We start from the raw sequence: 12,947 nt of genomic DNA, 5'->3' as shown, positions 1-12,947 counted from the left end.
TAGAGGAGGGGAAAATGAATATACTAGTCGTAGAAGATGAGCAGACAATTTTAGAAGGAATCTGTGAATTTTTAGAAGAACATAATTATGATTGTTTTGCGGCTTCGGACGGACAAGAGGCTATTGAGACGTTTGAAAATAACGATGTTCATTTGGTCTTATTGGATATTATGCTACCAAAGTTAAACGGAATAGAAGTACTCCATCGTATCCGAAAAAAGAGTAGTATCCCTGTTTTGATGTTGACTGCTTTTAATGATGATGATTCTAAAATTAAGGCTTTTTCGGAGTTGTGTGATGGCTATATCGAAAAGCCGTTTTCGCTTTCTCTACTTAAAACAAGGGTGGATACTATAATAAAAAGGTATTATACTTCTTATTCGACTTTCACTTATAAGGATTGCCAAGTGAATTTTTCAAGTTACACGGCGACCTATCAGGGAAAAGAAGTTGCTGTTCATGCTAAGGAGCTAAAAATCTTGGAACTTTTGTTACAACATGAAAATATTGTGCTAACTAGAAATCAGATTATAGACGGCGTTTGGAAGGAAGATGAGCCTATTCCATATGACAGGGTGGTCGATGTGTATATCAAGGAACTGAGAAAAAAACTAGGCTTGGATTGTATAGAGACCGTCCGAAATGTGGGATATAAGATGACGATAAGATGAAAAAGATAAAACTATTTCCAAAAATATTTATATATACCTTTGCAATTATGTCTTCGTTGATCATCATCAGTCATTTGCTGATTTATTTTATTTTTCCAATCACTTATTTAGCTGATCGAAAAGAAAGTATTAGGCATACCGCAGACAGACTAACAAAAACAATTGATGGTAAGGATTCGTCTTTTATCCATCAAACATTAGAGCTGTTTTCTAAAAATGATGATGTCCAAGTTTTGCTGAAAACGAATACGATGGATAATGCGGTTGATGTCAAGGATAAGATAACAATAAACCGTGATAGTCAGGATAATTCTCTAATTATAGAAGAAAGAAAGATTCATACCAGCACAGGTGGGGTTTTAGTCTTGCAATTTATCTCTTCAAAAGACATGAAAAGAGAGGCAAAAGATATTAGTCTGTCTTTTTTACCCTATACAATTATTATTAGTTTTATTTTTTCGATGATCATTTCCTATTTCTACACAAAAATCATTGTATCTCCCATTGTGGATATTACAAAAATGACTAATCATATGATGAATTTGGAAAAAGGTGCCCTTTTAAAGGTCACTTCCTACGATGAAATAGGCAGTCTAAAAAATCAGATTAATACTCTATACACCAGATTGTTAGGGGTGATAGATGACCTAGATCAAAAGAATAAGGAAATTATCAATCTTGAAAAAAGAAAAGTCGAATTTTTACGCAGTACGTCGCACGAGTTGAAGACGCCCCTTGCCAGCCTCAGGGTTCTCTTGGAAAATATGAAGTACAAGGTAGGCAAGTATAAAGACAGGGATAAGTATCTGGATGTATCGCTTGAGAAGATTGATAAGTTGACCAGTATGATTGTTGACATAGTGACCATCTCATCTCTCCAAGAATTAGAAAACGACAAAGAGCATGTCAATCTCAATCAGGAGGTTCAGAGGATATTAGAAGATTACGCCCTCTTAGCCCAGCATAAGCATATCGAGATACAAAATTTCTTAACGACAGAAGAGGTCTACATGTCAAAACGTGCTCTTAATAAGATTTTGACAAATCTCATTAGTAATGCGATAAAATATTCCTATGAAAATGGAGAGATAACGATTAGCACAAAAAACGACTGCTTTTTTATCGAAAATACCTGCGAACCTTTAGATAACGAAAAGATAGATTCATCTTTTAACTTATTTTCCGGAAGTGAGGACGACAATAGCAATGGCTTGGGACTTTTTGTGGTCAAGAGTATCTTGCTCAATTCTGCTATTCCTTACGGATTTGAAAAAAGTGAAAAAGGTATGAAGTTTTATTTTAGGATTCGTTAAAGTTATAAACCGAAAAGTATGCAAATATATTTTTTAAAACATGATACAGAGGAGTAATATGTATGCCCTTATTTAATTTTGAAAAAGAACCTGTTGAGTCAATCTCAACTCGCTGTAAGAATCTTCGAAAAGCAACTGGTTTTAGGCAAGGAGATATTACTGATAAGAAATATATTAGTAATATCGAAACGGCAAAGTATAAAGGGGGAGATAACTTTATTAGTATTTCAACCCTTGAAAGTTATGTAGATTTGTTTGAGAAAACCATGGAAGAAATCATTTTTGAAAATGAGGTGGAACTAGAGGAGTTGTTACGAGATTTCTTTAGCAATCTATTTAGGCTTGTTGGGGTTCGTAATTTAGATAAGGATATGGATCCCAGGATATTTCACAACTAATCAAGTTATAGCACATCGTTGGCAGAATAGACTTAATAAGGCATTGTTAGAGTCAGTTGACATTTTTGTAGTACTTCAAAATAATCTATTGACTCTAGTAACTGAAAAAGAGCTTCAAAAGTTTGGAATATAAAGAGATGGGCAGAATTGAAATTCAATTCTGTTTTTTTATTTACAAATTTGTTGGTAATGTGTGGGTATTTTTGATAGGGAAAATACCACGTACACTACCAACTTAAATTTTTCGAGATGTTCTAAAATAGAATTACCAAAATTCAGCAAGGCTTTATTGGAATCAATTCGCTGGTCATCATGACAGCTTACGTACTGGTAGGTTATGCATTTATCGGACTGAATCATGTACTCGGTCCCAAAGATTAGATTGGAGACTTCGTCTGTTGCAGACGCGCTAGCAGGGCTTCGCGCTAATGAAGCCCGTTATTTCTGGAATAAATTCAAAGTTGAGTTTGAGACGTTCCCGGTAGTAGAACGCCCAGAATTGATGGCTGACATCACCGATCTACTCGAACGCGAGCGTGGCTTGGTCTTTGCAGCTAAACCTTTGGAAATTGCTCAGCTATTTTTGGAAGCTCGCATCCTTTGGACCCACGTCTTTTATGAAGACGGCTTGGCAATCAATGTCTTGTACGAGCTAGATAACCTCAAGAAACGCGCAGTCGGTGTGAAACTGTCTGACGGCATGGAAATTCCAGCAGAGCTAGTCGACAAGTTTAAGTTTGCTCGTCAGAAGTCAAAACTAGCCGACACCATTCGTGGCTCTTACTTCACCCTAAAAGGCGACAACGAAGTCATGATTAAGCGTTGGTTGGAAAATGTGAACAATAACTAATCACAGTCAAGGTTGGAACAGCAGTACCCAGCCTTTTTATGTGACTAACTTTGACTTGCCCATCAAACTGGGTTACAATGGAAGGACGATTAAGTAAGTTAGGAGAAAACTGTGCATAAAACAAGCAACAAAAGCGAAAAATTATGGCTCTTTTTCAAAATATTTATCCCAGTTCTAATTTATCAGTTCGCCAATTATTCGGCTAGTTTTGTCGATAATGTCATGACTGGGCAATTTAGTCAGTTGCATCTTGCGGGTGTCTCGACGGCTAGTAATCTATGGAACCCTTTCTTCACCCTGGTGACGGGGATTGTTTCAGCCTTGGTTCCTATTGTCGGACACCACTTGGGACGGGGAGAAAGAGAGAAAATTAAGACAGATTTTCATCAATTTCTCTACTTGGGGCTGATTTTATCGGCAGTGTTTTTTTTGATTGTTCAGTTTATCGCAAAGCCCATCCTTGGACACATTGGCTTGGAGGCAGAAGTTCTCAAGGTTAGCTTGGGCTACCTGTCCTACATCACGATTGGCATTTTGCCCCTGATTTTGTTTAGCATTTGCCGATCTTTCTTCGATGCGCTGGGCTTGACCCGCATGTCCATGTACCTGATGCTCTTGATTTTGCCCTTTAATTCCTTTTTCAACTACGTTTTGATTTATGGAAAATTTGGCCTCCCAAGTTTGGGAGGCGCTGGCGCTGGTCTGGGGACTTCGCTAACCTACTGGGCGGTCTTTATCGTGATAGCAGTGGTTATGTCGGTCTACCCCAAAATAAAAACCTACCGAGTTTGGCAGTTTGAAAAGGTGAATTGCCATCTCATCAAGGATGATGTCCGTCTTGGCTTGCCAATCGGCTTGCAGGTCTTTGCGGAAGTCGCTATCTTTGCTGTCGTTGGACTCTTCATGGCAAAATTTTCATCAGAAATCATCGCCGCCCACCAATCTGCCATGAATTTCGCTTCCTTGATGTATGCTTTTCCTTTGAGCATCTCGACAGCCTTGTCCATCGCTGTTTCCTTTGAAGTAGGTGCCCGCCGTTATCAAGATGCCAAAGAATACAGCCAACTCGGTCGCCTAACAGCCGTAGGGTTCGCCATCTGTACCCTCAGTTTCCTCTTTATTTTCAGAGAAAATGTGGCTGCGCTCTACAACAGTAACCCAGATTTTGTACGAATAACCTCGACTTTCCTAACTTTCAGCCTCTTTTTCCAATTTGCAGATGCCTATGCAGCACCCATACAGGGAATTTTGCGTGGTTACAAGGACACCACCATGCCATTTATCATCGGTGTCGGTGCCTACTGGATAATATCTCTGCCCCTAGCCCTGATTCTAGATGGTACCACCAAACTTGGTCCTTACGGTTACTGGGTTGGCTTGATTGTGGGAATCTTTGTCTGTGGCTTGGCGCTTAATCAGCGGTTGAAGAAGATTCGCAGACGCTATCAATAATCTCAAATCCACCTCCGTGGTGGATTTTTTGCTATAATTAAAGCTATGAACGAACTGATTAAACATAAACTAGAACTCTTGCCGGATAGTCCAGGTTGTTATCTGCATAAGGATAAGAATGGGACTATTATTTATGTGGGCAAGGCCAAGAATCTTAAGAATCGTGTGCGCAGCTATTTCCACGGAAGTCATAACACTAAGACAGAGCTTTTGGTGTCTGAAATCGAGGATTTTGAGTATATCGTCACGACGTCAAATACCGAGGCGCTTTTGCTGGAGATTAACCTCATCCAGGAGAACATGCCCAAGTACAATATCAAGCTCAAGGATGATTCCTCTTACCCTTATATCAAGATTACCAATGAGATTTACCCTCGCCTTATGATTACCCGTCAGGTCAAGAAGGATGGCGCCACTTACTTCGGTCCTTATCCTGACTCGGGCGCAGCCATGGAGATTAAGCGGCTCTTGGATCGCCTTTTTCCTTTTAAAAAATGTACCAACCCAGCCAACAAGGTCTGCTTTTATTACCATCTTGGGCAATGTAATGCCCATACCATTTGCAAGACTGACAAGGCCTATTGGGATGGTCTTGTCGAGGACATCAAGAACTTTTTGAACGGCAAGGACGACAAAATTGTTGACGGTCTGCGTGAGAAGATGCTGAAAATGTCTTCTGAAATGGAATTCGAACGCGCTGCTGAATATCGAGATTTGATTGAAGCCGTTAGTCTTCTTCGTACCAAACAACGTGTCATCCACCAAGACATGATGGACCGTGATATTTTCGGATATTATGTTGATAAGGGTTGGATGTGTGTGCAGGTTTTCTTCGTCCGTAATGGGAAACTCATCCAGCGTGATGTCAATATGTTCCCTTACTATAATGAACCAGAAGAAGATTTCTTGACCTACATGGGACAATTTTACCAAGACACCAAGCACCTGTTGCCTAAGGAAATTTTCATTCCGCAGGACATTGATGAAGAGCTGGTCAAGGCCATTGTAGATAGTAAACTCATCAAGCCACAGCGTGGTGAGAAGAAGCAGTTGGTCAATTTGGCGACGAAAAATGCGCGTGTGAGTCTGCAACAGAAATTTGACCTCTTGGAAAAAGATATTCGTAAGACCCACGGTGCGGTGGAAAATCTTGGGGAACTTCTCAATATTCCCAAGCCAACTCGCATTGAGGCTTTTGATAACTCCAACATCCAAGGGACAAGTCCAGTTGCTGCTATGGTGGTTTTTGTGGACGGTAAGCCAAGTAAGAAAGATTACCGTAAATTTAAGATTAAAACCGTTGTCGGTCCTGATGATTATGCCAGCATGCGCGAGGTCATTTACCGCCGTTACAGTCGTGTTATGAAAGACGGCTTGACGCCACCAGATTTGATTGTTATCGATGGTGGGCAAGGCCAAGTCAATATCGCTAAAGATGTCATTCAAAACCGCTTGGGACTAGATATTCCAGTCGCTGGTCTGCAAAAAAACGACAAGCATCAGACCCACGAATTGCTCTTTGGAGAGCCGCTTGAGGTGGTAGAATTACCAAGGAATTCTGAGGAATTTTTCCTCCTTCATCGGATTCAAGATGAAGTTCACCGCTTCGCTATCACTTTCCACCGCCAGCTTCGCTCAAAAAATTCATTTTCAAGCAAGCTGGACGGCATTGCAGGGCTTGGACCTAAGCGCAAGCAATTACTCATGAAACATTTTAAGAGCCTGCCTAATATTCAAAAGGCAGACATCGAGGATATCGTGACCTGCGGGATTCCGCGTCCAGTCGCCAAGGCGATTTTGCAGAAGTTGAATCAAGAAACAACTGATGCGGAGCAAGTAGCTCCCTCAGTTGATGTTAAACTGTAAAGTCGCGGTCAAATGGGGTAGGTAATTTGCAGATGAAACGTTCAACATGACGAAAAATCCGCGAAGGCTGAGTCAAAACAGTTTAGCATTGCGAAAAAATTCATGAACGCCGAGGTAAAACATTTCAACATCGCGAAAATTTCGCGAACGCCGAGGTGAATCTGACTGAATTAAAAGAATACTACGGTTTTCAGAACGAATCTGCTTGGATTTGGAAAAATACTATAGTCTTCAGAGCGACTCTGGTCGGATTTGGGAAAATACCATAGTCTTCAGAGCGAATCCGCTTGGATTTTAAAAAATACCCTAGTCTCCAGAGTAAATCCGCTTGGATTCAGAAAAATACTACAGTTTTCAAAGCTAATCTGGTCGGATTTTAAAAAATACTATAGTCTTCAGAGTGAATCTGCTTGGATTTAAAAAAATACAGCAGTCCCCAGAGTGAATCTGACTGGATTCAAAAAAATACTACAGTTTTCAAAGCGAATCCGAGTGGATTTGAAAAGATACTGTGTTATCCAGAGTGAATCTGCTTGGATTCAGAAAAATACTGCCTTATCCCAAGTGACTCTGCTCATATTTATAAAAAATCTACCAGCAAGAGAGTAACCACAGTTAATATGACGAAAATAAAGTTATAAAAATTCCTTTCTTTGTTTGATGACTTAGCAAAAGTGCTATAATAACAGCAAAGAAAGGAATTTTTATGTCGAAATCTTCTAAATCACTCAATGCTTTTCATCTGAATATCGTGGCTATCATTGCCATGTTTATCAATCATATCGGGCATACTTTGAATATGTCTACAACCCACCTGTCTGAAATTTTATCTATCTGGCCATCGGTCTACTGACTTTTCCTATCATGGCCTACTTGCTGGTTGAGGGTTTCCATTACCCCCATAGCAAGTGGAAGTATGTTGGGCGCCTAGCTATTTTTGGGGCTGATTTCCATCATCCCTTTTGAGAACCTATTCGACCCTGGATTTCCCGTGCCTTATTTTAATAACATTATGTTCACTCTGATGATGGGAGTCCTCATGATGATGGCTTTGGAAAAGGTCAAACGGTCTGTCTTTGTAGCTCTGATAGTGCTCATTTTTGCCATCTTAACCCTCTTTTCCGACTGGCAGGTTTATGCACTCTCATTATTTGGGGATTTTACCAAAATTATCAAAAGCCTGATGGCATCAGCAAGGTGATTATCACTCCCTTTTTGATAATGGCTCTCCTTTTGGGAAGCAATCTGTTAGATGGACCAACTCCCTATAATTTGTCCTGCTTTTTAGCTCAATTTGGAATTTTACTGACGATTCCGCTTCTAAAAGCCTACAATGAGCAACGTGGTTATTCACCAACTTGGGTAAAATGGGGTTTCTATGTCCTTTTATCCCTTGCACCTTAGTCTACTTTGGTTGCTTCGCTTCCTTATTCTAGGTCATTAAGTCTGCGACTTTTCGAATCTGGTGGCATGAATCAATGTTGAGTAATCAATATGACAAAAAAACATGAACTTTAGAGTTGTAAAGTTCACTCCATAACCCCTATTTATCAAAGGTGACCCTATGTTAAGTCTTAAACCAATTTTAGAACCCTTAACAGTCTGCCAAGTTGCAGATTATTCCCAAGTCAATTGGGATAGCGACTTCGTCTTTGTCGGTCAAACGGATGAAGAAAAGTCGCTAGTTTGCTACAGCAAGGACGTGCCTGAAAATACGACACAAGTAGATGAAGGTTGGTCAGGCTTTCGTATTGAGGGAGTTTTGGACTTCTCCCTAGTTGGGATCTTGGCGAAAATTTCTAGCTTGCTAGCTGAAGAAAAAATTAGTATCTTTGCCTTATCGACTTATAATACTGATTATGTCTTAACCAAGACGGCAGACTTTGACAAGGCGCTTGAAGTTTTGGAAGCTGCTGGGTATGCGGTGGTTAGATAAAGTATTTTAATTAAGAGAATGTGTAAAAGGCCTTGGAACAGTTATGTGGTTCCAAGACCTTTTGAGTTTTTTATTCATTCAATTATTGCGCTAAAAACAGAGCAATGATTATTGAAAATTTCTTCGTAATCAATATGACTGCCTAGGATAATGATATGAGCTACATCAGAGTGACTTTGCATATCTTGCAGGTCAGCATACATTTGCTTCTATGTTAAAAATTTTGACTTTATGATAAAATAGGTTGTATTTTATTTTACATTGAGAGTCTGGGACAAAATAATTCCCAGACTCTTTTACTGCTTAATATCCCAAAGTCGCATGGCGCGGTCAAAGTAGCTTTGGTTTTGTTTTTGGTCTTTTTTGATTTCTTTGAAGAGGTCTAGTTTATCAGTGATGACACCGTTGGCTGAGCTTATCAGGATGTGTTGCATGGTTGGTTCGTCGTTGATAGTCCAGACATAAACATCTTTTTTCTGACTTTCAGCGTAGAGAGCAAAGAGGTCATTGTAAGAAAATTCTTCGACAGCGTAGAAGTCAGTCTTGGTCTTGGCTAGTGGTCCGAATTGGAAGGAAATCAGGTAACCTGTGATAATTTGAGGTAGCTTAGTCTCGACATATTCGATGGTTGATTTGTCCATAGACATGACGCGGTGTCCTTGTTCCCAAACTTTGAGCCGTTTGAGTTCAGCGGTGATGCGTTTTTTGTAATCACTGGGTTCATTACCTGTCAGTTTGAGCTCGATGAAGAGTTTTTGGTGAATCTTGTCAGAAGCAGCTAGAAATTCTTCCAAGGTCGGGATCTTGCTAGTAAACCCATTTTCTTTGAGGGTGACTTTTCTGACTTGCGAAAGAGTCATATCGGAAATATTTTTGTCAATACCTGCTAAGCGCTTGAGATTATTGTCATGGGCAATGACAAACTTCTTATCCCTGGTGATGAGCACGTCCATTTCCGAAAAATTAGCCCCAGCTTTATGAGCAGCCTGCATGGCTTGGATAGAGTTTTCAACACCATTTTCGATATCACCACGGTGGGCAATCATGACTTCGCTAGGATTCGATTGCACTAGGTAAAGGTCCAAAGCATTGTAGCCCAGCCAGAAGATAAGAGTAGCTCCGATAAGCCACCGTCCCGTCCTCTGATAAGGAAAGGCCTTGGTCTTCTGCTCTGCTATTTTCCCCAAAGAAAGCAAGTGACGGCAAACCATACTGATGATGAAGTACTTGACGCTGAGGTTGAAAATGAAGCTGAACCCAGTGATACCGCTGTAAAAGGCAGTCTCAAGTAGGAGTGAGTTACCTTGTGGATCCAGCAGCGTAAAGAGGCCGACTAGCCCCGTGTCAAGCAGGCTGACGAGGAGAAAGGCTAGCGCTGTTGGAAGGAGCCACCTGCTGAGATTAGACAAGGTTTTTCGACGCGACAAGTCCCAGCTGTGCTTCATAGCCTGTCTCGGCGTGTCATTGCCGATAATGTAGAGCGGTAAAAAATAAATGAGACGGATGTTCAGGTAAACCACCAAGGTCATCAAACCACCATACAGCCAAGTCCCTTGCGTCGTCTTTAACAATTCACCGCTGATAAAGGAAGGAATCTTAAAGCGTTGGAGCAGAGTTGAATTGAGTCCCCAGTTAGCGATGGGAAGGAGAATGATGAGATAAAGAACAAAGAAGAATAGCTGAGGGCTCAGTAATTCCTTGGCTTTTTGCGGCAGTTGCTTGAAATCGCTGATAATATCTTTGCGCTGAGTCTGTCCAGTAACAGCCCTAGTCAGCACCGTGTATTCGAAGATAATAGTGGCAGTCAAGAGCACCAAATAGACCAGAAAAAGCAGAATGGCTAAAGGATGTTTGAAGAGCTGAGCGAAGTTAGCAGTGGTCAACCCAGTCATATTGGCCTGTCCCAAGACACGCTTGAAGAGGTAACTGAGGATACCCTTGGCAACATAATTTAAAAATGGGTAGAGAATGATTGACACGAGAACAAAACGTCTAAAAACCGGATAACGCTCAGCCCATCTTGATTTAATCGTTTGTAACATGAGTCTATTATATCACGAATAGCAAATGGAAGCTGAGGGAGTAACGGATTTTTTAACTAAACTATCAGAAATCATTTTTTAATTTCAATGAATAATAGATAAAAACTAGGAAAGTTAACCGAAATAGCTGAAACCTCTTTCAAAAAGTGTTAAAATAGAAGGACGGAACATTAGAAAGGGAAAGCTTATGAAATTTCTAGAGCTCAATAAAAAACGCCACGCCGTTAAGACATTTAATGACAAGCCAGTCGATTTCAAGGATGTTCGCACAGCGATTGAAATTGCGACTCTTGCCCCTTCAGCCAACAATATCCAACCTTGGAAATTTGTTGTCGTTGAGGACAAAAAAGCTGACTTAGCTAAAGACCTCCCTGACTTGAATAAAAAACAAGTCGAAGAAGCGCAATATGTCGTTGCTTTGTTTACAGATACTGACTTGATTCAACGATCACGCAAAATTGCCCGCGTCGGACGCCGCAATTTGCCTGATGACTTGATTGGTTATTATATGGAAACTTTGCCACCACGCTATGCTAAATTCTCTGACCAAGTTAAGGGAGAATATCTAGCTCTCAACGCTGGGATTGTGGCAATGAATTTGGTCCTTGCCTTGACAGACCAAGGCATCGCATCGAATATGATTCTTGGATTTGATAAATCTCTAACCAATGACATTTTGGACATTGATAAACGTTTCCGCCCAGAACTATTGATTACGGTTGGTTATTCGGATGCCAAAGTTGATCCAAGCTACCGCTTGCCAGTTGACGAAATCATCGAACGCCGTTAAAAAACTTAGAAAATAGGAGAACACATGACAACTGTAGATTTTAAAGCAGAAGTTGAAAAACGCAAAGATGCTATGATGGAAGACTTATTTAGCCTTCTTCGCATCAATTCAGAACGAGACGACAGCCAAGCTGACGCTGAACACCCATTTGGCCCTGGCCCAGTGAAAGCTCTTCATCATTTCCTAGCAATGGCAGAGCGCGATGGTTACGAAACTAAAAATGTCGATAACTACGCTGGTCACTTCACATTTGGTCAAGGTGAAGAAGAGCTTGGCATCTTCGCTCACTTGGACGTTGTGCCTGCTGGTAGCGGTTGGGAGACAAATCCTTACGAACCTGTTATCAAGGACGGTCGTCTTTATGCACGTGGCTCATCAGATGACAAGGGTCCTACAATGGCTTGCTACTATGCTTTGAAAATCATCAAAGAACTTGGCTTGCCAGTTTCAAAACGCGTTCGTTTCATCGTTGGTACTGACGAAGAATCAGGCTGGGGCGACATGGATTACTATTTCGCAAATGTCGGTCTTCCAGAACCAGACTTTGGATTCTCACCAGACGCAGAATTTCCAATCATCAACGGTGAAAAAGGTAACATCACTGAGTACCTTCATTTCTCTGGGGCAAATAGCGGATCTTATACCTTACATAGCTTTACTGGCGGACTTCGTGAAAACATGGTACCAGAATCAGCAACCGCAGTCTTCTCTGCCGATACAGACCTAGCAGACTTTCAAGCAAGATTGAATGCATTTGTTGATGGCAAACCTGTCACAGCCGACATCAAAGAAGAAAATGGTCAATTTATCGTCACTGTTTACGGTAAATCAGCACACGGTTCAACTCCAGAAGAAGGTATCAACGGTGCAACTTACTTGGCTATCTTCTTGAACCAATTTGCCTTCGAAGGACCAGCCAAAGCCTTTATCGATGTGACTGCAAATGTTCTTCATAACGATTTTGACGCTAAGAAACTTGGCGTTGACTATGTTGATGAACGCATGGGTGCCCTTAGCATGAACGCGGGAGTTTTCAATTTTGATGAAGCCTCAGCTGAAAATACCATTGCTCTCAACTTCCGTTACCCACAAGGTACTGATGCTAAGACAATTCAAGCTGGTCTTGAAAAAGTTGCTGGCGTTGAGAAGGTAACCCTTTCAGAACACGAACACACACCACACTATGTTCCTATGGATGATCCATTGGTAGCAACATTGCTTGCCGTTTACGAAAAACAAACAGGTCTTAAAGGACACGAACAAGTTATCGGTGGTGGAACATTTGGTCGTCTTTTGAAACGTGGTGTTGCTTACGGAGCTATGTTCCCAGACTATGTAAATACCATGCACCAAGCTAATGAATTTGCGGATGTGGAAGACCTCTTCCGTGCCTCAGCTATTTACGCTGAAGCCATCTATGAACTCATTAAATAAGATTTTGAAAACTATCGGACAAAAGCTTTATCGCTTTCTCTTTGTGCCACCTGAAAATTCGCTATTTTTGAAGAAAAATCAAAAGCAACGCTATATCGGTGGTCAAAAAACGCGAGATGTCGCTAAAGCCATACTCTTGTACGATGAGATTCAAAAGTAAAATCGCGAAAATAGAAGAGGTTTGAGCTCAGATCA

Annotated in this window: 13 protein-coding genes; 12 read left to right on the top strand and 1 reads right to left on the bottom strand. The window is 40.9% G+C overall.

The features are described 5' to 3' along the window. Positions 1 to 14: 14 nt before the first annotated feature. From IYQ92_RS02100 to IYQ92_RS02065, 9 genes are all read left to right on the top strand, one after another. Entirely contained in the window at positions 15 to 671 is a 657-nt protein-coding gene (locus IYQ92_RS02100; RefSeq protein WP_195675123.1) for a response regulator transcription factor, read from the top strand. Then, a complete protein-coding gene (locus IYQ92_RS02095) occupies positions 668 to 1,984 on the top strand; it encodes a sensor histidine kinase (RefSeq protein ID WP_195675122.1) in 1,317 nt (438 codons plus the stop codon). The genes IYQ92_RS02100 and IYQ92_RS02095 overlap by 4 nt, the downstream gene beginning before the upstream one ends. Before the next feature lie 62 nt (positions 1,985 to 2,046). Then, entirely contained in the window at positions 2,047 to 2,382 is a 336-nt protein-coding gene (locus IYQ92_RS02090) for a helix-turn-helix transcriptional regulator (RefSeq protein WP_195675121.1), read from the top strand. 358 nt (positions 2,383 to 2,740) lie between these two features. Further along, positions 2,741 to 3,232: a phage tail protein gene (locus tag IYQ92_RS02085; RefSeq protein WP_195675120.1), complete on the top strand. Its 492-nt coding sequence runs from the start codon at positions 2,741 to 2,743 to the stop codon at positions 3,230 to 3,232. A gap of 111 nt (positions 3,233 to 3,343) precedes the next feature. Further along, on the top strand, positions 3,344 to 4,684 hold the full coding sequence (locus IYQ92_RS02080; RefSeq protein ID WP_195675119.1) for an MATE family efflux transporter: 1,341 nt from the start codon (positions 3,344 to 3,346) through the stop codon (positions 4,682 to 4,684). A gap of 45 nt (positions 4,685 to 4,729) precedes the next feature. After that, the gene (gene uvrC, locus IYQ92_RS02075) at positions 4,730 to 6,550 is read left to right on the top strand and encodes an excinuclease ABC subunit UvrC (RefSeq protein ID WP_195675118.1); all 1,821 of its coding nucleotides are present in this window, start codon (positions 4,730 to 4,732) and stop codon (positions 6,548 to 6,550) included. Between the two features lie 706 nt (positions 6,551 to 7,256). Next, complete coding sequence (locus IYQ92_RS10170) at positions 7,257 to 7,403, top strand: hypothetical protein (protein WP_229311268.1); 147 nt, start codon at positions 7,257 to 7,259, stop codon at positions 7,401 to 7,403. Between the two features lie 84 nt (positions 7,404 to 7,487). Beyond that, positions 7,488 to 7,751 carry a TraX family protein gene (locus IYQ92_RS10165; RefSeq protein WP_229311267.1) on the top strand — a complete coding sequence of 88 codons (264 nt, stop codon included), beginning with the start codon at positions 7,488 to 7,490 and terminating at the stop codon, positions 7,749 to 7,751. A gap of 363 nt (positions 7,752 to 8,114) precedes the next feature. After that, on the top strand, positions 8,115 to 8,486 hold the full coding sequence (locus IYQ92_RS02065) for an ACT domain-containing protein (RefSeq protein ID WP_195675117.1): 372 nt from the start codon (positions 8,115 to 8,117) through the stop codon (positions 8,484 to 8,486). Between the two features lie 296 nt (positions 8,487 to 8,782). On the opposite strand, the gene IYQ92_RS02060 is transcribed toward IYQ92_RS02065, so the two are convergent. Then, the gene (locus tag IYQ92_RS02060; RefSeq protein ID WP_195675116.1) at positions 8,783 to 10,528 is read right to left on the bottom strand and encodes a glycerophosphodiester phosphodiesterase; all 1,746 of its coding nucleotides are present in this window, start codon (positions 10,526 to 10,528) and stop codon (positions 8,783 to 8,785) included. A 187-nt stretch (positions 10,529 to 10,715) separates the two neighbouring features. On the opposite strand from IYQ92_RS02060, the gene IYQ92_RS02055 reads away from it, so the two are divergent. Genes IYQ92_RS02055 through IYQ92_RS02045 form a run of 3 tightly spaced genes read left to right on the top strand, consistent with a single transcriptional unit; the run spans position 10,716 to position 12,912 of the window. Beyond that, positions 10,716 to 11,318 (top strand): nitroreductase family protein, encoded by a 603-nt coding sequence (locus IYQ92_RS02055; RefSeq protein ID WP_195675115.1) that lies wholly within the window; start codon positions 10,716 to 10,718, stop codon positions 11,316 to 11,318. Between the two features lie 24 nt (positions 11,319 to 11,342). Further along, the gene (gene pepV, locus IYQ92_RS02050; protein WP_195675114.1) at positions 11,343 to 12,752 is read left to right on the top strand and encodes a dipeptidase PepV; all 1,410 of its coding nucleotides are present in this window, start codon (positions 11,343 to 11,345) and stop codon (positions 12,750 to 12,752) included. Then, positions 12,736 to 12,912 (top strand): hypothetical protein, encoded by a 177-nt coding sequence (locus tag IYQ92_RS02045; protein ID WP_195675113.1) that lies wholly within the window; start codon positions 12,736 to 12,738, stop codon positions 12,910 to 12,912. Before pepV ends, IYQ92_RS02045 begins: the two co-directional genes overlap by 17 nt. The last annotated feature ends 35 nt before the right edge of the window (positions 12,913 to 12,947 follow it).

This window comes from Streptococcus sp. HF-1907 (assembly GCF_015594605.1).
Lineage (GTDB): Bacteria > Bacillota > Bacilli > Lactobacillales > Streptococcaceae > Streptococcus.
Note: the sequence above shows the minus strand (reverse complement) of the source record. Positions and strands in the feature narration are given on the sequence as shown.